Here is a 21402-nt window from a genome sequence, read left to right as displayed (position 1 = left end):
CGGAGTTGAACATGACTGAAGACGTACGCATGGAGCGCGACACGTTCGGCGAAATCGCGGTGCCGAACGCTCGTCTATGGGGCGCGCAAACGCAGCGCTCGCTGCAGAATTTCCGCATTTCGACCGAGAAGCAGTCGCCCGAACTGATCACTGCGCTGGCCATCATCAAACGCGCTGCCGCCGAAGTGAACACGGGCCTCGGCGTGCTCGACGAAAGCAAGGCAAAAGCGATTATCGAAGCCGCCGACGAGATCATCGCCGGCAAGCACGCCGGTGAATTTCCGCTTGCCGTGTGGCAGACCGGCTCCGGCACGCAGACCAACATGAACCTCAACGAGGTGATCGCGAATCGCGCGAGCGAGTTGCTTGGCGGCGAGCGCGGCGAAGCGCGCAAGGTGCATCCGAACGACGACGTGAATCGCGGCCAGTCGTCGAACGACGTGTTCCCGACCGCCATGCACGTGGCCGCGGCCGACGCGATCGTCAAGCATCTGCTGCCCGCGCTGAAGACGTTGCGCACCACGCTCGACGGCAAGGCCAAAGCGTTCGCCGACATCGTCAAGATTGGCCGCACGCACTTGCAGGATGCGACGCCGCTCACGCTTGGCCAGGAGTTTTCCGGCTACGTCGCGCAGTTGGATCACGGCATGCAGCACGTGGAATCGGCGCTGCCGCATCTGTATCAGTTGGCGCAGGGCGGCACGGCGGTCGGCACCGGTCTGAACGCGCATCCGCAGTTCGCGGACAAGGTCGCAGCCGCCATCGGCAAGCAAACCGGCCTGCCGTTCGTTTCCGCGCCGAACAAGTTCGAGGTGATGGCCGCCGCCGACGCGCTGGTGTTTGCGCACGGCGCGTTGAAGACCATCGCCGCGAGCCTGAACAAGATCGCCAACGACATCCGCTGGCTCGCGAGCGGCCCGCGTTGCGGCCTCGGCGAGCTGTCGATTCCGGAAAACGAACCGGGCAGCTCGATCATGCCGGGCAAGGTCAACCCGACCCAGTCCGAAGCGCTGACGATGCTGTGCTCACAGGTGTTCGGCAACGACGTCGCGGTGAATATCGGCGGCGCAAGCGGCAATTTCGAGTTGAACGTGTTCCGTCCGATGATCGCGCATAACGTGCTGCAATCGGTCCGCCTGCTCGCCGACGGCGCGCTGAGTTTCAACGACAACTGCGCGGTCGGCATCGAGCCGAATCACGACCGTATCGAAACGCTGCTGAACGAATCGTTGATGCTGGTGACTGCTCTCAATCCGCACATCGGCTACGACAAGGCCGCGAAGATCGCGAAGAAGGCGCACAAGGAAGGCACGACGCTAAAAGCGTCGGCGCTGGCGCTGGGCTTTGTCACCGAAGCGCAGTTCGACGAGTGGGTTCGTCCGAACGAGATGGTGGGGAATTAAGCGGGACTTGCTGCTGTGGAAATCGTGCAAGGGCTTAGAGTCTGGCAGCTTGCACGGCGGTGACTGACTGGCGTTCCGGTGGCATGACACCGGGATAGCCGCGCCGCAGTTTCACGTCAGCAATCATCTGCCTATCTGATCCGCCGGCCGCGTGAACCGCACGTTCACGCGGCCGTTCTGCTTTTCAAATCGACGCGCGCCGCGAGTACGCCGCTTAAATCTTCCCCTGCGCCACTTCTTCCGGCTTCAGTTCGACGATCGCGTCGAGCGCTTCTTTCACGTCCATCGCGTATTTGGCCAGACGCTTCTGCTCGTCGGTCTCCGGCACGAAAGCCGGCACCGGCACTGGATGACCGTTCTCGTTGACTGCGACCATCACGACCAGGCAGTCCGTGGTTTGCAGCAGCTCGCCGCCCTTCGGATCGCCCGCCTGCACCGACACGTGAATGTGCATGCTGGTGCGGCCCGTCGTCACGACCCGGGCGCGCAACTCGACCAGATTCCCCACCAGAATCGGCCGACGAAAGCGGATATTGCCGACGCTGACCGTCACGCAATAGCGTCCCGACCACACTGCGGAGCACGCGTACGCGGTCTCGTCGATCCACTTCATCAGCGCGCCGCCATGCACCTTGCCGCCGAAGTTGACCGAGCTCGGCTCAGCAAGAAAGCGGAAGGTGGTTTCCGAACGGTCCAGCGGCGCTACGGATGGGGTGCTCATATTGACTCCGGTCAATCGGATGCATTGAAAGGAGGCGATTATACGAGCGCAATATTGCTTGCGTCGCGAGTCAGAGCGGGTTGTGGTGCGGGATTGTTGTGGAAACGGGCGCGATTCTTCCTGGCGGCTGTCAGGCGATCAAGCTTGAGGCGAAGCTAGCTCGCGCCCATTCACGCTTATTTGCGGACCGAGATGCCTTCGTCGATCGTGCCGTACATGTTGATGCTACCGGTGCCCGCACCCGAGCCCGATCCGCCGCCGCCCTGCGCGCAGGCGGTGCAAAGCAGAACGATGGCGACGACGGCAAGAAGAGTTTTCATGACAACCTGTTCCAGCAAAGACAGACGTAAATTCTAGCCTGGCGGGACTGGGCGGCGCAGAAAGGTGCCCGCCCGCTACTGCCGTGATGACTGGCCCCCGCGCCTGACTGCACGTCTTCAACGCGTCGTCTCCACCGAACTTTCGTCGCCGTGCATTCGATCGTTCACGCCAGGCTGAAACATCGAATGCTTTAGCCCGCTACAGTGGACTACATGGCGCGTTCCGCGCCACCAATTGGAGACGTCAATGACCGCCACGCTCTCAGACGAACAGAACCACTTCCCCGGCTTGAGCCGGATCGGCTCGCTGCTCGCCGATCCCGGCCGCGCTGCGATGTTGTGGGCGCTGATGGACGGCAGCGCTCGCCCCGCCGGCGAACTGACGATGATCGCGGGGCTGTCGCCGTCGGCGGCCAGCGCGCATCTGGCGCGTCTCACGGACGGCGGCCTGCTTGCGCTCGAAGTGCGCGGCCGGCATCGCTATTTCCGGATCGCGACGCCGGAAATCGCTGCATCGATCGAAGCACTCGCCAACGTCGCGCAGGTCAGCGCGCCGCAGCGGGCTGCGCCGCGTCCGGCGCGCACCGTGCCGCTCGACATGCGCTACGCGCGCACCTGCTACGACCACATGGCGGGCGAACTGTCGGTGCGCGTTTTCGAGCGGCTGGTCGAGCGCGGCTTGCTGACGCTGCACGGCACGTCGCTCGAAGCGACACCGGACGGCGTCGCCCGCTTCACCGAATGGGGGATCGATATGTCCGTGCAGAAGAGCCGCCGGCGCCGCTTCGCGTGCACCTGCCCGGACTGGAGCGAGCGGCGTCCGCATCTGGGCGGCGCGCTCGGCGCGGCATTGCTGGATTCGTGGTCGGCGCACGGCTGGGTCGAGCGGACCGAGCGGCCGCGAATCCTGCGGATCACGCCGAACGGTCATCGTCATTTCGATGCTTTTCTCGCGGCATAAAGCGATATGCGACGCTCGAAGCGGCTAAGCCAATCCGTCCAACCATCGACGCCAAGCCATCGTCGAGACGTTTTGTTACACCACGATAGACGCGCCTTACAAAACCGGGGGCCTTGAAACAAACGCCACGGGTAAAGTGACTCACGGACCCGGCACACGGCTGCGTCCGTCGGAGATAAATCATGAGAACAGTCACCAACCACCCTCGTTCGACGCGCCGCCTCAACGGCTACGCGCGCTATACGCTGATCGCCAGCGCCGCCTTTCTGCTGGCCGCACAAACGGGCTTCGCGCAGGACATGCAGCCGCCACCCGCGACCCAGGATCCCGCTGCCAGTCAGAACATCGATCCGCCGGGCCGCGTTGCGCGGCTGAACTACACGGCCGGCGCGGTGACCACCGAACCCGCTGGCGCCACCGACTGGTCGTACGCACAGATCAACCGTCCGCTCACCACCGGCGACCAGCTCTGGGACGATCAGAACGCGCGCGCCGAATTGCACATCGGCTCGACCGCCGTGCGCCTTGGCCAGTCCACCAGTCTCGACGTGCTCAATCTCGACGACAACGCCGCGCAACTCAAAGTCGCGCAAGGCACGCTGTCGACCCGTGTGCGTGAGCTCGCACCGGGCTCGTCGTACGAAATCGATACGCCGAATCTCGCACTCGGGCTGAACGGCCCTGGCGACTATCGCGTCGACGTTGCGCCGGATGGCAGCAGCACGACGGTCACCGTGCGCAGCGGCAATGCGACCGTGTACGGCGACGCCGGCCAGGTGCCGGTGGCGGCGGGCCAGCAGATCCGCTTCGGCGGCACGAGCCTGCAACAGCTTGCCGACAACGGCGTGCCGGGCCTCGACAGTCTCGATCAGTGGGCCGCGACGCGCGACGCCACTGAGGACCGCTCGGTGTCGGCGCAGTACGTGTCGCGCGACGTCCCCGGTTACGAGGATCTCGATGCCAACGGCACGTGGCGCAACAGCCCGCAATACGGTGAGGTATGGGTGCCGCGCGCCACGCCGGCCGGCTGGGCGCCCTATCACGACGGTCACTGGGTATGGCAGGCGCCGTGGGGCTGGACCTGGGTCGACGACGAACCATGGGGCTTTGCGCCGTACCACTATGGCCGCTGGGCGCAGGTCGACGACACGTGGGCGTGGGTGCCGGGGCCAATGGTGGCCGACGCGCCGCCGGTCTATGCGCCGGCGCTGGTCGCATTTGTCGGCGATGACGAAGGCGGCGGCGGGGTCGACTGGGGGGTGAGTCTGGCGGTCGGCGGTGCGCTCGCAGCGGGCGTCGCATGGTTCCCGCTCGGCCCCGGCGAGCCGTGGCATCCGCATTGGGGCGGTCACGATCACTGGAGTTCGGGTTACTACAACCGCGTCAACCGGACGACCATCGTCAACAACTACAACCGCAACGTCGACATTCACAACACGTACATCAACTATCACGCGCGGGGCGGCGTGACGGCGGTGCCGGCGACTGCCTTCGTGCACGGCCAGCCGGTCGGACGTTTCGCGCAGAAGGTCGATCCACAGCAATGGCGTAACGCGCGGATCAACCCGGGTGCGCCGGGCATCGCGCCGGTACGCGAGAGCTTCGGGCCGGGTCTGCGCAACGCGAATTACCGGCCGCCCGCCGCAGTGATGGCGCGGTCGGTGGTCGCGACGCGGAATCCGGCGATGCCGGCCGCTTATCACGACAGCCTCGCACAACGTTTCGCGCAAAGCGGCGGACGGGTGCCCGGTGCAGGTCAGCCGATTGTGCGGACCTCGGTGCCGGCGCGGATGGTGGGTGGTCCAGGCGGATTGCCGGCGCAAAATGTGCGGGTTGTCCAGTCGCACGTCCCCGGACGTGTGCCGGGAGCGGCGATGGCTGGCGGCCCGAATGGAGCGCAGCAGGCTGGGCAGCGGCCCGGTGAAATGCCGGGGCAGGCGCAGCAACGGGGTGGCGAAGCGCCGGGCCGCCCGGGTATGGCGCCGCAGATGGCGACGCAGATGGGTGGCCAGCGGCCGCAGCCGGGAGAGATGGGCCGTCCGTCGAACGGCGTGCCTCGGCCTCCGCAGGCGAACGGTGGCGGCAATCCGGGCGCTTATGCGCAGCAGCACGGGATGCCGCAGCAACCAGGCCAGCAGACGGGCGAGAGCGGACGCCGCGAGCCGGCGTGGACACAACCGCATACACCGATGGCGCAGCAGCAAGGACAGCAACGCGGTGGACCTCAGGAACAGGCCGGACGGCCTGGGTTTGCGCAGCAGCCAGGCGGCCAGACTGAAGCCGGGATGCAACAGCGTGGCGCGTCGCATCCCATTGAGAATCCGGCGATGCAGCAGCAGGCACGGCAACAGGAGGTTCATCCGCAACAGGGGCAGCAGGGGCAGCAGCCGGAGCAGCAAGCTCGCATGGAACCGCGCGCTGAACAGCGGCCTGCGCAAATGCAACAGGCGCAGCAGCAGCAAGAGCAGCAGCGGATGCAGCAGCGGATGCAGCAGCAAAGCCAGCAGCAAGCTCAGCAGCAACAGGAGCAACGGATGCAACAGCAACGTCAGCAGCAGGCTCAGCAACAACAGGAACAGCGGATGCAGCAGCAACGCCAGCAGCAGACTCAGCAGCAACAGGAACAACGGATGCAGCAGCAACGCCAGCAGCAGACTCAGCAGCAACAGGAGCAGCGGATGCAGCAGCAACGTCAGCAGCAGCAGCAACGCCAGCAGCAGGCTCAGCAGCAACAGGAACAACGTATGCAGCAGCAACGTCAGCAGCAGATGCAACAACAACCGCGTCCGCAGCAAGTGCAGCAACAACGTCCTCAGCCACAGCAGCAGCAACAACACGCTGAGCAACATTCCAACGGCGGCAACCGTGACGACCATCACAAAAGCTGAGCAGGCACCGATCCGATAAACCGCCAGCGCCGCCAGGCTGCTCGGAAGAGTCATAAAAAAACCCCCGCGATTCACATCGCGGGGGTTTTTTCTTCTAGCAGGCCAGAATAACCAGCCAGCCTGAATTCAAATCGCCATTGGCGCCGTCAACGGTTCATGGTGCCTATAACCGACCAGCGAGAAATCAGAAGGCTCGATTTTCTCCAGCCATTCCGGCTCGTACACGCCGGTTTTCGCGTAATCCGGCACGCGGTCGGAAATCGCGAAAGCCGGGCTCTCGTACGGTTCACGCGTGAGCTGCTGTTGCAACATATCGAGCTGATTCTCGTAAATGTGCGCGTCGCCGATAAAGTACGTGAACCAGCGCGGCGTATATCCCGTCAGGCGTCCCACCAGGTGCAGCAACGCCGCGCCTTCGGTCAGATTGAACGGCGTGCCGAGACCCACATCGTTACTGCGGATATACAGGCACAGCGAAATCTCGCGCTTCGCGACATTCGGCAGGAACTGGTACAGCAGATGACAAGCCGGCAGCGCGATCTGGTCCAGCACGGCCGGATTCCACGCGTGAAACAGAATGCGCCGGTCGGCGGGGTTCTGCATGATCGTATCGAGACACTGACGCAACTGGTCGATCGCCTTGTACAGCAATACCTTCGGGCTGCCGTTTTCGTCAAATTCGGTCACGACCTGGAAGCCGCGTGCGGCCGCGTCGGCAAGCTGCGCGCTCGCGCCGGCGTCCAGCACCTTGTACGCCGGCCACTGACGCCACTGCACGCCGTACACATCGCCGAGATCGTCCGGTCCCTGCCGATACGGGTTGGCCAGCCATTGCGGATTCTGGTTGGCGTTGGCGTCCCACACCTTGCAGCCGAGATCGCGAAAATCCGCAGCGCTGCGTGACGCGCGCAGAAATCCGACCAGTTCGCCAATGGCCGACTTGAATGCCAGTTTTTTCGTCGTGACCGCGGGGAAGCCCTGCTGAAGATCGAAGCGCAACATGGCGCCCGGCATGCTGATGGTACGGATGCCCGTGCGGTTCTCCTGCCACGTGCCGGTGTCGAGGATCGTGCGAACGAGGTCGAGATATTGTTTCATGCAGGTTCCTTCGACGAGGCGCGGACCAGAGCCCGACCGCGCGCCACGGAGATTGAGCGTAAAACCCGATTTTAACAAGCGCAGCCGGACAACGTCCGGTCATGGCTCTAGAAGGCGGGAATATCGACGGGAAATGGGGCTGGCGGAGTGGGCGACACGAACAACGGGCTTGATGCGCGGCCGTCTGTCAACGTGACCGCGCTTCCGGAACCCAGGTGATCAACGAATCAACGAATGACAGCGTGGCGGCCCGTCAGCGCAAACCACGCGCTCAGGGCAAGGAAACCAACGCCAAACGTCTCAAAGATGCGGCACAGAAGCCGGCAAATCCCCATGCGGTGCAGACATCGGCTCGCCTTCCATATGCCGCATGCCATGCGAACACAGCAGACGATACAAGGTCACGCGCGAAATGCCGAGTTCCTGCGCGGCATCGCCAAGCCGCCCGCGATGACGCAGCAGCGCCAGCTCGATGGCCTGCCGCTCAGCCGCTTCACGTGCCTGTGCAAGCGACACCGGCACGATCTCGACATATTCGGCCAGTTCGAGGTCGCGAGCGGTAATCGCGCGCCCCTCGGACATCACGATCGCGCGCCGCACCCGGTTGATCAACTCGCGCACGTTGCCTGGCCAGCCGTAGTTATGCAACGCCGCGATCGCGTCAGGTGCGAAGCCGCGCAGTCGGCGGCTCGCATCTTTCTTAAAGCGCTCGAGCATGTGCCGCGCCAGCAGTTCGATATCCTTGCCGCGCGCGCGCAGTGGCGGCTCGTCGATTTGCAGCACACACAGCCGGTGATAAAGGTCAGAACGAAAGCGTCCTTCGATCATCGCGGCGGTCATATCCACGTGCGTGGCCGAAATGATGCGCACGTCGACATCGATCGCACCGTGGCCGCCTAGCCGCTCTACTTTGCGCTCCTGAAGAAAACGCAACAGGCTCGCCTGGCTCTCGAGTGGCAAATCGCCGATTTCATCGAGAAACAGCGTGCCGCCGTTGGCCGCCTCGACACGCCCGATCTTGCGTTGATTGGCGCCGGTAAACGCCCCACGTTCATAGCCAAACAATTCGGATTGCAGCAGATGCGGCGGAATCGCTCCGCAATTGATCGGCACGAAAGGCGCATTGCGGCGCGCCGAGCGTTCGTGAATCGCAACCGCCGTCAATTCCTTACCCGTGCCCGATTCGCCGGAAATAAACACCGGCGCGTCCGTCATCGCGACTTTGCGAATGGAACGGAATAGCGCGAGCATCGCGTCGCACGAGCCGACCATCTCCCCTTCGGCACCTTGAGATGCATCGTTTGAAGCGGGTTCGCCAAGCGAAATCATCCCGTAAGCGTGCCCGACGGAATCGACGATCCGGTCGCCGGAATAAGGCACGGTCACGTAATCGAAGCAATAGTCACGCACCAGACGGCGCAATGCGGCGTCCTGCAACTGACCAGGCGTGGTCGCTGCCACCCAGCCGACATTCGGCATGGTCAGACAGGATTCGAAAGCGGCAATTTCGTGCGGCTGAAAATCGCTAGAAAGATCAAGCAGGCCGCCCGCTGCCATTCCGGCGCGAACTGCCCGGCGCACATCGCGCGCCGATCCCACGACTTCAACATGCCAGCCGCGCTGATTAAAGCGGTTATGCAATTCCGCGCTTGGATCGCGCGAAACATAAATCAGTTGCCGCGTTGCGGGTTCCATTATTCAGATCCTCTCGTCAACGAACGTTAAGGATGACGCACGCACCTGAACCTCAAAATTCAGACACGCTGACTCATTCGGGATTCGCGAATAGCAAATACCGAACGGCCATTCCATTCCGTGCGGACAGCTGATCCCCAAGTAAGCGGCGTGTGTGTTTGAGACGGCCCATTTGTGGGCTTTTTTAAATCTGAAGCTCTTTTCGAGAGCTTACTATACGCGCGCCGCTTGGAAAACAAATATGCGAATTTAATCGGGGACCCTTGCCCAGCAAGGCCTTCGTGGCATAGGCCTTTTATTAAACCGACAAATAAAACATTAGTGGAAGCGCTTTTCCTGGCGTTCACCCGGAGGTACTTCGTACCGTCGCGATTAACAAATTATAGGTATTTTGTGCCCACCGTTTCAGCGTTGAAACGTTTTGGTCCGATTTCCAGACTCTTACTCTTTATTTTCGGGTCGCATCCCCGCTGCACCAATGGATTGCGAGCGATGGCACACGTTTCGCTAAATGCTGTGCACCAAGGAGACACATCATGCGATTCGTTGGCCGCATTGATCTGAACAATATCGTGCACTACGCCGCCCTCTGTGCCGCGCTTGTGCTGATTACCGTGCCTGGCGGTGTCCACGCACAGGAGGCCGGCCAGGCCCAATCCGCCACACTGGCGGATTTCGCCGCCCCGCTCGGCCATGCCCCGTTCGTTTTCACGAACCCGGAACCCGCCGTGAAGACGTCAGCCGAGGCAACCGCTGACACGCTCGCCGAAAGCAGCCAGCTCACCGGCTACCCGCTGACGCTGCCGGCCGATGGTGCAGCGATGAACGATATTTCGCTCGACGACCAGGTGCTCTCGCGTCAACGCGGCGGAGCGCTCGGCATGGTGATGGTCGCCGCGACACCGCAACTGATGAGCGGCAACAGCGGCGTCACGCTGTGGGACGAGATCGCTCCGCCCTCACCCATGCCGATTCCCGTCGACGCAGCACGCAGTGCCCAAGGTAACGTCGCCACGTACCAAAGAAAGTAACGCGAACAAATTAACGATGCAAACAGATGGCGCTGACTGACCGCACAAACGACCAGACCGACGCCGCGACCAGCAAACAGAATAAAGGACCGAGACATGACCACCCTCAACAGGACGCCGCGCGCGCATAGCTCGCCGGCGGCGTCGCCCGAGTTCGCCTCGACGCCGGGCCTTGCGCTGACCTGCGGCAGACTGCCCGCCGCGCTGGCAGGCCTTCTCACCCTGTTCGCCACCTGCTTCGCGATCGACGCTCACGCGCAGCAGGTCGCCAATCCCGGCGACATCATCGTCGAGCGCACGGTGACACCGCGCGACGCCTTCGTTCCCGTGCCACGCGATCAGGATCCGGTCGCGGTGCGCGCCACCACTTTCCCGGCCAACTCGTTCAATCCGGCCGTCGCCCAACTCGTGGGCGATACCGATCTGACGAATGCGCACGGGTCCAGCGGTGTCGCCGACAGCGGCGTCCTCAGCGGCAGCGGCGGCATGCAGGCGGTCACGCAGATCCTGAGCGGCCGCGCGACCGGCAACAACATCGCGCTGAACGCCGGCGCGATCGGCGGGCCGGCGGCAGGTATCGGCGGGACCATCACGTCGTCGGTGACAGGCGCGCTGGCGCCGCTGTCGAACGTGCTGAGCGGCGCGCTCGGAGGCCTGAAATGAACGCCCTTCGCTTCGATCCGCTGCGCTTCGCGATGTGCGTCTGCCTGAGCGGCGCGGCGCTGGTGGCGAGCCACGCGCACGCGCAAGCGGTGCCGCAAGTGGGCGCCGACGCGACCATCGGCAACGGTGCGGGCGCGGGCGTGACCGGCGCGTTCACCGTCAACGAAACGGCGGGCCTCAATAACGCGCAGGTCAATCAGGTGACGATCACGAACGGCGCGCTGACCGGCAATGACAACGCGAGCGTGCAGAGCGCGTCCGGTGCCGCGAAGGTCACTAGCGCGCGGGCGACGATCGACGCCAATGCTTTTTCGAATACATCCGGTGCGGTGCTGGTGAACCAGTCGGCCGGAGCAGGGAATCTGCAGCGCAACAGCACCCAGATCGGGACTGCCGCGCTCGGAGTCGAGACCGTCTCGGATGGGGAGCTATCCGCGACGGCCGCGAAAAACGGAGGTCCGGGTCAATCCATCGGGGTTCATAGCGTCCGCGAGGCAAACATTTCCAGCGATGCCTTCAAGAACGTCAACGGAATCGTGCAGATCAACCAGACAGCCGGCGCCGGTAATGCAACGGCAAACAGTTTTGTGCTCCGTCCCCCGGCGGGCACTTTTTTTAACTGACCACACTTAAAGTATCGGAGCGAATCATGAAACGCACTCTTATTGCCGCAGCCGTTTTCGTTGCCGCATCCGGCAGCGCATTTGCCGCAAAGCCCGTCTATCTGTTCAATGCCACGATGGTCGGCGAAGCGGTTGGCGTCGAGGGTCTGGTTGGACTGTATGGTTGCGTCCACGTGTCCAGCACCGCCGGCGCGGTGATCAACAACACCCAGTCGGTCAACGTGCAGGCAGCATTGATGCCGCAGGCGCAGAGCTATACGGTCGGCGCGGTCACACAGTCCTATAACGACGCGAACAGCTCGATCAAGACCAGCGGCACCGCCAGCGTCACGCTGTCCCAGTCTCAAACGACGAAGACGTCCGGCTCGCAATCGCTCCAGGCGTCGGGCGGCTATGCGTACGGCAGCCAGAGCGCATCGGTGACGGGCGGCGGCTATGAAGGCAGCCAGCAGGCTTCGGGCATCGTCGGCGGCTTCACGCACACCGCGTCGAATTCCGGTGGCCATATCGCGGCGGGCGGCTCGATTGGCGGCGGCTACAACTACGACACGCATAACTCGCGCAACGGCAGCAGCGGCTCGTTCAGCGCGGGCGCGGGCTTGCAGGCCGGCTATCGTGCTTCGGACTATGCCAACACGTCGGGTGTCGCCGGCGGCTTCGAAGCTACCGAAGCTTCCGGACAAGGCAAGGCGTGGAACTACAACGCCAACGAAGGTTCGGGCTACGCGGCAGGCGGCGAACAGTCGTCCGGTCATTCGAGCAGCCATACGTCGACGACCAGCACCTACGGCGCACAGTGGGATATCAGCGGCAGCCTGAAGACGACCAACGAAACGACCACCGGCTCCGTCACGCAGTACACCAACACGCAGGCTCCCGGCACGCTGACCGCGACCACCGGCGCCAACGCCGCCAACAACGTGTCGGGCAACCTCGGCATCAACATCGCAGAAGGCATCAGCAACGCGCAAAGCAACGACACGTCGCTCGCCTCGGTCGATGTCGGCAACGTGTTCGGCAATGCGCAAATCTTCAGCACGCAATCGTCGGCTGGCACCGCTCAGATCAACAACTTCAATCTGAACGCGTCGATCGGCGATGGCTCGCTGTCGGGTGTGACGGGCAATGTCGGCGTGAACGTCGCGTCGGGTATCGGCAACGTGCAGAACAACAGCCTCGCCGGTGCAGTGACGACGACGGACCAAAGAAACGCCTCGACCACGGCGATGGTCGCCACGGATGACAACTCGCAATCCGCCAGCATGACGGTCGCGGGTCAATTCCAGGGCACCGCGATGCTGGGTGCCGGCGCGCTCTATAACGCGTCGGGCAACATCGGCGTGAATATCGCGGGCGGCGCGGGCAATCTGCAACACAACGGCCTCGCCATCGCAGCGCTGAACAGCGGCAAATAAGCTGACCGGCACAAGAAGCCAGAAGCAGATCGGGAGGGACGTGCCGGCCGCCATTCGAAGCGGCCGGCACGGATCAAGGCAGGAGACCAGTATGACCGGGTACAAGGGGTTCCCGGCGCGACGGTGGTTGGCCGTTGCGCTGGCAGGCTGCGCGCTGTGCATGGACCAGAGTTACGCACAGTCGACCATCGACACGTCCACGCTGGTGGGCGTGCCGTTGAAAAAAACGATCCGTTCGATGAAGGACATTCGTTACAGCCACATCGTCAGTCAGCAGTTCGACTACAGCTGCGGCGCGGCAGCGCTCGCCACCCTGCTCAAGTTCGGTTACGGGATCGATATTCCGGAAACCGAACTGATTCGCCGGATGATGGTTTTCTCGACGCCCGCCGTCGTGATCAAGAACGGCTTCTCGATGCTCGACATGAAGAAGTTCGTCGAGACCATCGGTCTGCGCGGCCGCGGCTTCCGGGTCAGTGCCGACGCGCTCAATCATTTACAGATCCCCGTCATGGTTCTGATGAACATCGACGGGTATGAGCATTTCGTGATCGTCAAGCATGCGGAAAACGGCCGCGTATTTCTCGCGGACCCGGCGCTGGGCAATCGCATCGTGCTCGAAGAGGATTTCGCAAAGACCTGGAACGGTCTCGTGTTCGCGGTCCTCGGCAAACCCTTCAGGGAGGATTCACCGCTGTTGCAGGACAACGAGTCGCTCGCGCTCAAGCTGCGCGCCAGTGCGCTGGCCAACGGCACCGCCGCGACTCCCTTTGTCGAGTACGGCTTGATCAAGGCAGACCTGTTCTGACCCAACCATGAAGCAACATCTCACTCAGCTCGGGCTGGCCTTCTGCGCCGTGACGTTCGGTGCAACCGGCAGTGCCCATGCGTCGCAAGGGGCCGGCTCGCCATCGGCGCCGGAATCGCTTACGTCATCTGCAACTTCCCACGACATGGAGTCCGCCGCCGTCAAGGTGCAGACGGTCGACGACGATGTGCTCGCCACCCAGACCGGCAAATATGCCGGCGCCACGATGATTTCCGGCTTCGTGCTGAACGTCATTTCGCAATGGCAGTTGCCCAACGGCGTGAGCGCGCTAGCCCAGGGGACGCTTAGCGCGGCAACCAATGCAGCCGGTCAGCTCATCAGCAGCGTGAGCACCCAGGCGAGCGTGACAGGCAAAGGGCACGGCGACTCGGGGGCCAATCCGAACGCGCAGACACGCGGCGGACAAAGCATCGCGGTCAACGGCGTGTCGCAGGTCACGCAGGTCGCCGGCGACAGCAACAGCGGCATGAACTCCGCCACGATCGACTTCAACAGCGGCGCTCTAGCGTCGCTGGGCAGCGCCAATACCCCGTCCGCCTTAGCCAGTAACGCGAACGGCTCCGTCACGGCCGGCATCGCGTTCGGCAGCACGGGCGTGAAGGTGTCGCTGCAAACACCGGCCGGGCTCGCCACCCAGACCATCACGCCGGGCAACGGACAGATCGCCCAGTTACTACAGATTGCAGGCAATAACCAGCAGGTCGCCAATGCGCTGCAGTTGAATCTGCAGACGCACCAGATGTCGGCGTCCATGCTCCGCCAGATCGGCGTACTACAAGCTCTGCAAAACAGGAGATAGACAGGAAGCCAAAGGAGAAAAGCGGCGGGCCGCCACCTGCCACACAAGCAGCAAACGCAGTACAGATACGGCCGGGCGACGTCAGTAGAAGGACCAGCGGCATCGCGCAGCCGGAACACCGGGGGAGTGCAAAATGACAAGACTTTCATCGACCAGGGCGCCACGCATGGCGCTGGCGGCCATTCCGGCTGCCGCCATGCTGTTTGCCTTTTCACAAGGTGCGAGCGCGCAGGCGCTGGCGGGACAATCCGTAGAAGACCGGCTGAACACGTTGATGCGGGTCGTCGACGAACAGCAGCGGCAGATTCATTCGCTTGAACGACAGGTCACTGATCTGGAAATGTCGCAACGCGGACGCGGCGTGCCGGGCGTGGGGGCGCCCGCCGGAAGCGAAGCCGTGGCGGAACAACCGGGCGCAGACGGCTTGCCGGTGCCGCTACCGCCACTCGCGCAGGTCAATCCCGGCGTCCCCACGCCGGGTGGCAACACGGGCACGGCGACCGGCGTGCCGGTCAACCCGCCGTCGCCCGACGGCGGCAGTGCGGGCGGTCTGCCGCAGGCCACCGACGGCAGCGGCCGCACCGGCACCGTCGGCCAGACCCAGCAGGCCGCCGAGCCGACCCGCACCCAGGCCGAGCAGGCCGTCGTGCAACGCGAGCACGCGCCGCTGTTCGACCACAATCTGACGATGGACCTCGGCTTCAGCGACACGTACTACGATCGCCGTCAGTTGCAGTTGTCCGGCTTCCTCGCGCTCGACGCGATTTTCCTCGGCAACATCAACCTGGGCGAGACCAAGTCGCACCAGGTGATGGCCGATCTCGACACCCGCTATGGTCTGACCGACCGTATCAGCGTCGACCTCGACGTGCCGTACGTGTACCGGCGTAGCAACTTCATCGTCGGCGGTGCGGGTGGCGCGGCGAGCACGCTGTCGGATGCGTCGGTGAGCAGCAACGCGCTCGGCGACGTCAACTTCGGGATCTACTATCAGTTCCTGAAAGAGACCAACAGCCTGCCGGATATCGTCGGCAGTCTGCGGTTCAAGGCGCCCACCGGCACCTCGCCGTTCGGCGAGAAAGTCGTGCAGATCGACGAGAACAACACCAACCTGGTCGCGCCGACCAAGCTGCCCACCGGCACCGGTTTCTGGAACATCACAGCCGGCGTTTCGGTGCTGAAGACCTACGACCCGGTGGTGCTGTTCGGCAGTCTTTCGTACACCTACAACATCGCGCGCTCGTTCGCGGACATCTCCTCCGTGCAGGGACAAACCGAGCCGGCCACGGTCAAGCTCGGCGACGTCGTGCAGTTCGGCGGCGGCGTGGCGCTCGCGTTTTCGGACAAGGATTCGGCCAGCATCTCGTTCACGATGGCGCTCGAACCCGAATCGGAAACGCGTGCGCCGGGCGGCTCCTACACAAAGGTGCCGGGCAGCGAAACCACCGCCGCAGCGATGAATTTTGGCCTGAACCACGTCGTGAACAAGCACCTGACCATCAACGGCTCGGTCTCGATCGGCATGACACCCGACGCGCCGAACTTCGTGGTTGGCGTGCGTTTCCCCTACACCTTCTGACGTGAAAACCCAAGCGAGGTCGACCGTGCGTGAATCACCTCATCTGACCAGTGTTGCCAAGGTGGCGGGAGCCGGCGCGGGCGCGCGTCTGTCGCTCGCGGTACCCAATGGAAGCTCCGCCGACGCGCCTGCCGACCTGTTGACCAGCCGCGCGCAGGCGAAGGCCCTGGCGCCCGGCGCGGGGCCGTCGGCGTCGACGTATTCCGCGACGGGGCGGCGCCTGCTTTACGTGGCGCGCACGCTCGACGAAACGTTGATCGCGCATCTGAAAAGCCGCGGCTGGAATGTTTCCGCTGCGCGTTCGGCGCATGAACTCGGGCGGCTGGTGAAGCCCGATCTGGCCTGCGCCGGCATCGTCGATCTGGCGAGCTTTCCGCCACGCGACCTGGCCGGCCTCGAAGCCAGCCTGCGTCAACAGCAGATCGGCTGGATCGCGCTCGCCACCAGCGAGCGGCTCAATGATCCGGTGGTGCGCCGGCTCGTGCGGCATTACTGCTTCGACTTCGTCAAGATGCCGGTCGCGCAGGCGACGGTCGACTACCTGGTCGGCCACGCGTTCGGCATGATGACGCTGTGCGATCCCGAAGCCGCGCCGCCCGCAAGCGAGTCCGGCGACGACGAAATGGTCGGCACCTGCGAAGCAATGCAGCAACTCTTTCGCACCATCCGCAAAGTGGCCAACACCGACGCAAGCGTGTTTATCTCCGGCGAATCGGGCACCGGCAAGGAACTGACCGCGCTCGCGATTCACGAGCGCTCGCCGCGCCGCAAAGCGCCGTTCATGGCGATCAATTGCGGCGCGATTCCGCACCATCTGCTGCAATCCGAACTGTTCGGTTATGAGCGCGGCGCGTTCACGGGCGCGAATCAGCGCAAGATCGGCCGCGTCGAAGCCGCCGACGGCGGCACGCTGCTGCTCGACGAAATCGGCGATCTGCCGCTCGAAAGCCAGGCGAGCCTGTTGCGCTTTTTACAGGAAGGCAAGATCGAGCGGCTCGGCGGCCGCGAATCGATTCGGGTCGATGTGCGGATCATTTCCGCGACCCACGTCGATCTCGAAGACGCGATGCGCGACGGACGCTTCCGCCCCGACCTGTTCCACCGGTTGTGCGTGCTACGGGTGGACGAGCCGCCGCTGCGCGCGCGCGGCAAGGACATCGAGATTCTCGCGCAGCACATTCTCGGCAAGTTCAAGACCGACAGCGCGCGCAAGATTCGCGGCTTCGCGCCGTCCGCGATCGAGGCGCTGTACAACTACAACTGGCCCGGCAATGTGCGCGAGTTGATCAACCGCGTGCGCCGCGCGATCGTGATGGCGGAGAACAAACTCATTTCCGCCGACGACCTCGACCTCGCTCAATTCACCGAGCAGCAGACCATGACGCTGTCGCAGGCGCGCGAGGCCGCTGAAAAACGCGCGATCGAGGCGGCGCTGTTGCGCCATCGGCATCGGCTGAACGAGGCGGCGGTGGATCTGAATATTTCGCGAGTGACGCTGTACCGGCTGATGGGTCAGCATGGTCTGCGCGAACTGAGCATCGCCGACGAAAAAGCGGCGCTCGCCGAGGACGAGCCGGCGCAGACGTGACCCCCGGCATTCGGCGGGACGGGCCGCTACGGCGGCCCGTCAGGCGCGTCAGGTAGAATCGTTCAGATTACATTCCCTTTTCCATTCGATGACGACGCTCACCCTGATCGTCGCTCGCGCCAACAACGGCGTGATCGGCCGCGACAACCAGTTGCCCTGGCGACTCCCCGAAGACCTCGCGTTCTTCAAGCGCACCACGATGGGCGCGCCCATCATCATGGGCCGCAAGACGCATGAATCGATTGGGCGGCCGCTGCCAGGACGCCGCAACATCGTCGTGACACGGGACGCCACCCGGCGCTTCCAGGGCTGCGATGCTGCGACCACGCTGGAAGACGCGCTCGAACTGGCCGCGCAGGATCAGGCGCCGGAAGCGTTTCTGATCGGCGGCGCGCAGTTGTATGCGGAAGGGTTGCGCCAGGCGGACAAGCTGATCGTCACCGAGATTTCCGCCGACTTTGAAGGCGACGCCACCTTCCCCGAGCTGGATGAAAACGAGTGGGAAGAGGTTGCGCATGAGACCCATCGTGCAGATGCGCCGAATGACTTCGATTACGCATTCGTGACGTATAAGCGCAAGGGTGTTTGAGCTTTCGCGGGCGTAACGCCGGCTCGGGGTCGAGGTTCATCGCCACAAAAACAAAACGCCACGCAGAGTTTGCGTGGCGTTTTTTCGTTTGCAGCGGCGCTGGAGCGATTCAACCTGCCCGCGGCTAATACCCGTTACTGCCCGGCAATCGTCATCCGTTCGATCAGCACCGAGCCCGTCTGCTTGGTGCCGCGCGTGATCGTGTCCGCGCCGATCGCGACGATATGGCGGAACATCTCCTGCAACGTGCTCGCCACCGTGATTTCCTCGACCGGATACTGGATCTTGCCGTTCTCGACCCAGAAGCCCGACGCACCGCGCGAGTAGTCGCCCGTCACGTAGTTCACGCCCTGCCCCATCAGTTCGGTCAGCAACAGGCCAGTGCCGAGCTTGCGCAGCATCTCTTCGAAGTCGTCTTCGGGACGCGTGTTCGAACTTTTGAACGACAGATTGTGCGAGCCGCCCGCGTTGCCGGTGGTCTTCATGCCGAGCTTGCGCGCCGAATAGGTGGACAGGAAATAGCCTTCCACCACACCGTCCTTCACGACCGAACGCTGTTTGGTGCGCACGCCTTCTTCGTCGAACGGCGCGCTGCCCATCGCACGTGCGGCGTGCGGGTCTTCGACCACCTGAATATGCGGCGCGAATACCGGCTTGCCGAGGCTGTCGACGAGGAACGACGTCTTGCGATACAACGCGCCGCCACTCGTGGCCTGCACGAAGGCGCCGAGGATGCCTGCGGCAAGCGGCGCTTCGAACAGCACCGGCACCTTGCGCGTATCGAGACCGCGCGCGCCGATGCGCGAGAGCGCGCGTTGCGCCGCGTAGCGGCCTACCGCTTCCGGATCGGCCAGATCGCCGGCGTTGCGGGTCGACGTGTACCAGTCGTCGCGCTGCATGTTGCGGGCGCTGCCGGCAATCGGCGCGCACGCAATGTAGTGACGCGAGTACGGATAACCGGCGAGGAAGCCACGCGAGGTGGCCAGCACGAACTGCGAATGCTGCGCTGAGACGCTGGCGCCTTCGGAGTTCTTGATCTGCGGATCGGTGGCGAACGCGGCGTCTTCCGAGCGACGGGCGATTTCAACCGCTTCGTCGGCGGACAGATTCCACGGGTGATACAGATCGAGGTCGCGCGGCTCGGTTTCGAGCAGTTCGGCTTCAGCGAGACCGGCGCAATCGTCTTCCGCCGTGAAGCGCGCGATGTTGTATGCCGCCGCGACCGTATCCTTCAGCGCTTGCGACGAAAAGTCCGAGGTGCTCGCGTTGCCGCGCTTGTTGCCGATGAACACCGTCACGCCGACCATCTTGTCGCGATTGTGTTCGATCGTCTCGACTTCGCCGCGCCGCACGGAGACGGACAGGCCGTCGCCTTCGGAAATCTCGGTTGCCGCGTCGGTGCCGCCGAGTGACTTCGCGTGACGAAGGATGTCCGAGGCGATTTCCTTCAGTTCATCCTGGGTATGCGGAAAAAAGCGCTGCTTGACGTCCATGTCTGCTGCCATTGTCGTTGCCATCCTGTTCGGGGCCGAGCGGCCCTGTGTGTTTTGCACATGCCACGCACGCGCGTGACGAAGCATCCCGCGATCATAGCAAGGTACGCGGCGCTGTACCTGGCAATCGCCTGGTGATTGCGTGGTGATTGCGTGGGCTTTGGCTGGTCATTTGTGTGCGCACGGCCTGGACGTTCGCATGGGCATCGGGCTGGTCCTTCGCGTGACAACGGTGCGAACCTTCGCATGCGCGTGGCCGGCATTTCGCGCATGGACGGCCCGGACGTTCGCACGTGCAACTGACTGGGTATTCACCTGGGATCGGCCCGGCCGATTGCCCTTCATCGCCTGGCAGTTCACCCTGCTCTCGCAGCCAGCCGCACGGCCGGCCGCGCATCGCGCGAAGCCCTGCTTCGGGCCTTATCGCGGGTTCCGAGGTGCCCGGCACGCTACAATATCGGTATGACACGCAAAACCCGCATTCAACCCATCGAGTCCGCCGAACCGGAAGTCGACGAAAACGGCTACGACCGTCCCAGCAAGTCCCAGCTCAAGCGCGACATGCACGAGCTGCAGGAGCTGGGCTCGGCGCTGATCGCGCTGCCCAAAGATGCGCTCAAACGCATGCCGATGCCCGAAAAGCTCGACGACGCCGTGCGCGAAGCACGCCGCATCACCGATCACGAAGGCAAGCGCCGCCAGGTGCAATACGTCGGGCGCGTGATGCGCTCGCTGCTGGACGAGGAAACCGCCGCGCTGCGTACCGCGCTCGACACCTATAACGGCGTCAACAAGGCGGAAACGGCCAAGCTGCACTGGATCGAGCGTACCCGCGAAAAACTGCTCGCCGACGACGCCGCGCTGACCGATTTCATCCGCCAGCACCCGAATGCCGATCCGCAGCAAGGCCGCACGCTGATCCGCAACGCCCGCAAGGAAGCGCAGCAGAGCAAGCCGCCGCGCTACTTCCGCGAACTGTTCCAGTGGATCAAGAACGCGGACGGCCCGTCGGCGCAGTCCGATTCCGACGCCGACGGCGCGCTGGACGACGACGATGACGACCGCGACGACTAAGCCCACGGCTGCCCAACGCAATCACCCTGACGAAATCGTGATCGGCCTCGTGTCGATCAGCGATCGCGCGTCCACCGGCGTGTACGAGGACAAAGGCATTCCGGCACTGCAGGAATGGCTCGGCACGGCGCTGAGCTCGCCGTGGCATGTCGTCACCCGTCTGATTCAGGACGACGCACCGACTATCTCCGCGACGCTGGTCGAACTGGTCGACCAGGTGGGCTGCGATCTGGTGCTGACCACCGGCGGCACCGGGCCATCACGCCGTGATGTGACGCCCGAAGCGACGCTCGCGGTCGCGACGAAAGAGATGCCGGGTTTCGGCGAGCAGATGCGGCAGATCAGCCTGAATTTTGTGCCGACGGCGATTCTGTCGCGGCAGGTCGCGGTGATTCGCGAAACGGCGGATCACGCGGCGCTGATTATCAATCTGCCGGGGCAGCCGAAGTCGATCAGGGAAACGCTGGAAGGGTTGCGCGATGCCGAAGCGGGCGCCGTGAAAGTGCCGGGAATTTTCGCGGCCGTGCCCTACTGCATCGACCTGATTGGCGGGCCTTATGTGGAAACCAATCCCGAGGTGGTGAAGGCGTTCCGGCCGAAAAATGCGGTGCGGGCGCCGCGTACCTGAGAACG

The 21402-nt window shown here is 63.7% G+C and carries 19 protein-coding genes; 14 read left to right on the top strand and 5 right to left on the bottom strand.

Features of this window, described 5'->3' with window-relative positions; translation table 11 throughout:
* The first annotated feature begins 11 nt into the window (after window positions 1-11).
* Complete coding sequence (fumC, locus tag LMG28727_RS24165) at window positions 12-1403, top strand: class II fumarate hydratase (RefSeq protein ID WP_201644842.1); 1392 nt, start codon at window positions 12-14, stop codon at window positions 1401-1403.
* Between the two features lie 214 nt (window positions 1404-1617).
* Here fumC and LMG28727_RS24160 read toward each other — a convergent pair whose 3' ends face one another.
* Together LMG28727_RS24160 and LMG28727_RS24155 are read right to left on the bottom strand one after the other, a co-directional pair.
* Window positions 1618-2124: an acyl-CoA thioesterase gene (locus LMG28727_RS24160; protein ID WP_201644841.1), complete on the bottom strand. Its 507-nt coding sequence runs from the start codon at window positions 2122-2124 to the stop codon at window positions 1618-1620.
* Between the two features lie 176 nt (window positions 2125-2300).
* A complete protein-coding gene (locus LMG28727_RS24155; RefSeq protein WP_201644840.1) occupies window positions 2301-2444 on the bottom strand; it encodes a hypothetical protein in 144 nt (47 codons plus the stop codon).
* 247 nt (window positions 2445-2691) lie between these two features.
* On the opposite strand from LMG28727_RS24155, the gene LMG28727_RS24150 reads away from it, so the two are divergent.
* On the top strand, window positions 2692-3405 hold the full coding sequence (locus LMG28727_RS24150) for an ArsR/SmtB family transcription factor (RefSeq protein ID WP_201644839.1): 714 nt from the start codon (window positions 2692-2694) through the stop codon (window positions 3403-3405).
* 182 nt (window positions 3406-3587) lie between these two features.
* Window positions 3588-6293 carry a DUF6600 domain-containing protein gene (locus LMG28727_RS24145; RefSeq protein ID WP_201644838.1) on the top strand — a complete coding sequence of 902 codons (2706 nt, stop codon included), beginning with the start codon at window positions 3588-3590 and terminating at the stop codon, window positions 6291-6293.
* A 126-nt stretch (window positions 6294-6419) separates the two neighbouring features.
* On the opposite strand, the gene LMG28727_RS24140 is transcribed toward LMG28727_RS24145, so the two are convergent.
* Together LMG28727_RS24140 and LMG28727_RS24135 are read right to left on the bottom strand one after the other, a co-directional pair.
* Window positions 6420-7391: a thymidylate synthase gene (locus LMG28727_RS24140; RefSeq protein WP_201644837.1), complete on the bottom strand. Its 972-nt coding sequence runs from the start codon at window positions 7389-7391 to the stop codon at window positions 6420-6422.
* A gap of 300 nt (window positions 7392-7691) precedes the next feature.
* Window positions 7692-9086, bottom strand: coding sequence for a sigma-54 dependent transcriptional regulator (locus tag LMG28727_RS24135; RefSeq protein ID WP_201644836.1), 1395 nt, complete (start codon window positions 9084-9086; stop codon window positions 7692-7694).
* A gap of 536 nt (window positions 9087-9622) precedes the next feature.
* Between LMG28727_RS24135 and LMG28727_RS24130 the strand changes: the two genes are divergently transcribed.
* From LMG28727_RS24130 to LMG28727_RS24090, 9 genes are all read left to right on the top strand, one after another.
* Window positions 9623-10117, top strand: a complete 495-nt coding sequence (locus LMG28727_RS24130) for a hypothetical protein (protein ID WP_201644835.1) — start codon at window positions 9623-9625, stop codon at window positions 10115-10117.
* A 96-nt stretch (window positions 10118-10213) separates the two neighbouring features.
* The gene (locus LMG28727_RS24125; RefSeq protein ID WP_201644834.1) at window positions 10214-10780 is read left to right on the top strand and encodes a hypothetical protein; all 567 of its coding nucleotides are present in this window, start codon (window positions 10214-10216) and stop codon (window positions 10778-10780) included.
* A complete protein-coding gene (locus LMG28727_RS24120) occupies window positions 10777-11403 on the top strand; it encodes a hypothetical protein (protein WP_201644833.1) in 627 nt (208 codons plus the stop codon). The genes LMG28727_RS24125 and LMG28727_RS24120 overlap by 4 nt, the downstream gene beginning before the upstream one ends.
* Before the next feature lie 26 nt (window positions 11404-11429).
* The gene (locus tag LMG28727_RS24115; protein ID WP_201644832.1) at window positions 11430-12818 is read left to right on the top strand and encodes a serine-rich family protein; all 1389 of its coding nucleotides are present in this window, start codon (window positions 11430-11432) and stop codon (window positions 12816-12818) included.
* 91 nt (window positions 12819-12909) lie between these two features.
* Window positions 12910-13626 (top strand): C39 family peptidase, encoded by a 717-nt coding sequence (locus LMG28727_RS24110; RefSeq protein ID WP_201644831.1) that lies wholly within the window; start codon window positions 12910-12912, stop codon window positions 13624-13626.
* 7 nt (window positions 13627-13633) lie between these two features.
* Entirely contained in the window at window positions 13634-14446 is an 813-nt protein-coding gene (locus LMG28727_RS24105) for a peptidase C39 (protein ID WP_201644830.1), read from the top strand.
* A 133-nt stretch (window positions 14447-14579) separates the two neighbouring features.
* Window positions 14580-16025 carry a hypothetical protein gene (locus LMG28727_RS24100; RefSeq protein WP_201644829.1) on the top strand — a complete coding sequence of 482 codons (1446 nt, stop codon included), beginning with the start codon at window positions 14580-14582 and terminating at the stop codon, window positions 16023-16025.
* A gap of 25 nt (window positions 16026-16050) precedes the next feature.
* On the top strand, window positions 16051-17613 hold the full coding sequence (locus tag LMG28727_RS24095) for a sigma-54 dependent transcriptional regulator (protein WP_201644828.1): 1563 nt from the start codon (window positions 16051-16053) through the stop codon (window positions 17611-17613).
* 88 nt (window positions 17614-17701) lie between these two features.
* Complete coding sequence (locus LMG28727_RS24090) at window positions 17702-18202, top strand: dihydrofolate reductase (RefSeq protein ID WP_201644827.1); 501 nt, start codon at window positions 17702-17704, stop codon at window positions 18200-18202.
* A gap of 134 nt (window positions 18203-18336) precedes the next feature.
* On the opposite strand, the gene pmbA is transcribed toward LMG28727_RS24090, so the two are convergent.
* Window positions 18337-19707: a metalloprotease PmbA gene (gene pmbA / locus LMG28727_RS24085; RefSeq protein WP_201644826.1), complete on the bottom strand. Its 1371-nt coding sequence runs from the start codon at window positions 19705-19707 to the stop codon at window positions 18337-18339.
* Window positions 19708-20157: 450 nt separating this feature from the next.
* Between pmbA and yjgA the strand changes: the two genes are divergently transcribed.
* Together yjgA and mog are read left to right on the top strand one after the other, a co-directional pair.
* Window positions 20158-20769 (top strand): ribosome biogenesis factor YjgA, encoded by a 612-nt coding sequence (gene yjgA, locus LMG28727_RS24080; RefSeq protein ID WP_201644825.1) that lies wholly within the window; start codon window positions 20158-20160, stop codon window positions 20767-20769.
* On the top strand, window positions 20750-21397 hold the full coding sequence (gene mog, locus LMG28727_RS24075; RefSeq protein ID WP_201644824.1) for a molybdopterin adenylyltransferase: 648 nt from the start codon (window positions 20750-20752) through the stop codon (window positions 21395-21397). Before yjgA ends, mog begins: the two co-directional genes overlap by 20 nt.
* The last annotated feature ends 5 nt before the right edge of the window (window positions 21398-21402 follow it).

It is taken from the genome of Paraburkholderia metrosideri (assembly GCF_904848625.1).
Taxonomy (GTDB): domain Bacteria; phylum Pseudomonadota; class Gammaproteobacteria; order Burkholderiales; family Burkholderiaceae; genus Paraburkholderia; species Paraburkholderia metrosideri.
The sequence above is the reverse complement of the archived record's forward strand: the minus strand, read 5'-3'. Positions and strand labels throughout refer to the sequence as shown.

Bases quoted from the DNA above. Each gene is read 5' to 3' on its own strand.
- fumC (WP_201644842.1), top strand. From the start codon at position 12: ATGACTGAAGACGTACGCATGGAGCGCGACACGTTCGGCGAAATCGCG.
- LMG28727_RS24160 (WP_201644841.1), bottom strand. From the start codon at position 2,124: ATGAGCACCCCATCCGTAGCGCCGCTGGACCGTTCGGAAACCACCTTC.
- LMG28727_RS24155 (WP_201644840.1), bottom strand. From the start codon at position 2,444: ATGAAAACTCTTCTTGCCGTCGTCGCCATCGTTCTGCTTTGCACCGCC.
- LMG28727_RS24150 (WP_201644839.1), top strand. From the start codon at position 2,692: ATGACCGCCACGCTCTCAGACGAACAGAACCACTTCCCCGGCTTGAGC.
- LMG28727_RS24145 (WP_201644838.1), top strand. From the start codon at position 3,588: ATGAGAACAGTCACCAACCACCCTCGTTCGACGCGCCGCCTCAACGGC.
- LMG28727_RS24140 (WP_201644837.1), bottom strand. From the start codon at position 7,391: ATGAAACAATATCTCGACCTCGTTCGCACGATCCTCGACACCGGCACG.
- LMG28727_RS24135 (WP_201644836.1), bottom strand. From the start codon at position 9,086: ATGGAACCCGCAACGCGGCAACTGATTTATGTTTCGCGCGATCCAAGC.
- LMG28727_RS24130 (WP_201644835.1), top strand. From the start codon at position 9,623: ATGCGATTCGTTGGCCGCATTGATCTGAACAATATCGTGCACTACGCC.
- LMG28727_RS24125 (WP_201644834.1), top strand. From the start codon at position 10,214: ATGACCACCCTCAACAGGACGCCGCGCGCGCATAGCTCGCCGGCGGCG.
- LMG28727_RS24120 (WP_201644833.1), top strand. From the start codon at position 10,777: ATGAACGCCCTTCGCTTCGATCCGCTGCGCTTCGCGATGTGCGTCTGC.
- LMG28727_RS24115 (WP_201644832.1), top strand. From the start codon at position 11,430: ATGAAACGCACTCTTATTGCCGCAGCCGTTTTCGTTGCCGCATCCGGC.
- LMG28727_RS24110 (WP_201644831.1), top strand. From the start codon at position 12,910: ATGACCGGGTACAAGGGGTTCCCGGCGCGACGGTGGTTGGCCGTTGCG.
- LMG28727_RS24105 (WP_201644830.1), top strand. From the start codon at position 13,634: ATGAAGCAACATCTCACTCAGCTCGGGCTGGCCTTCTGCGCCGTGACG.
- LMG28727_RS24100 (WP_201644829.1), top strand. From the start codon at position 14,580: ATGACAAGACTTTCATCGACCAGGGCGCCACGCATGGCGCTGGCGGCC.
- LMG28727_RS24090 (WP_201644827.1), top strand. From the start codon at position 17,702: ATGACGACGCTCACCCTGATCGTCGCTCGCGCCAACAACGGCGTGATC.
- pmbA (WP_201644826.1), bottom strand. From the start codon at position 19,707: ATGGCAGCAGACATGGACGTCAAGCAGCGCTTTTTTCCGCATACCCAG.
- yjgA (WP_201644825.1), top strand. From the start codon at position 20,158: ATGACACGCAAAACCCGCATTCAACCCATCGAGTCCGCCGAACCGGAA.
- mog (WP_201644824.1), top strand. From the start codon at position 20,750: ATGACGACCGCGACGACTAAGCCCACGGCTGCCCAACGCAATCACCCT.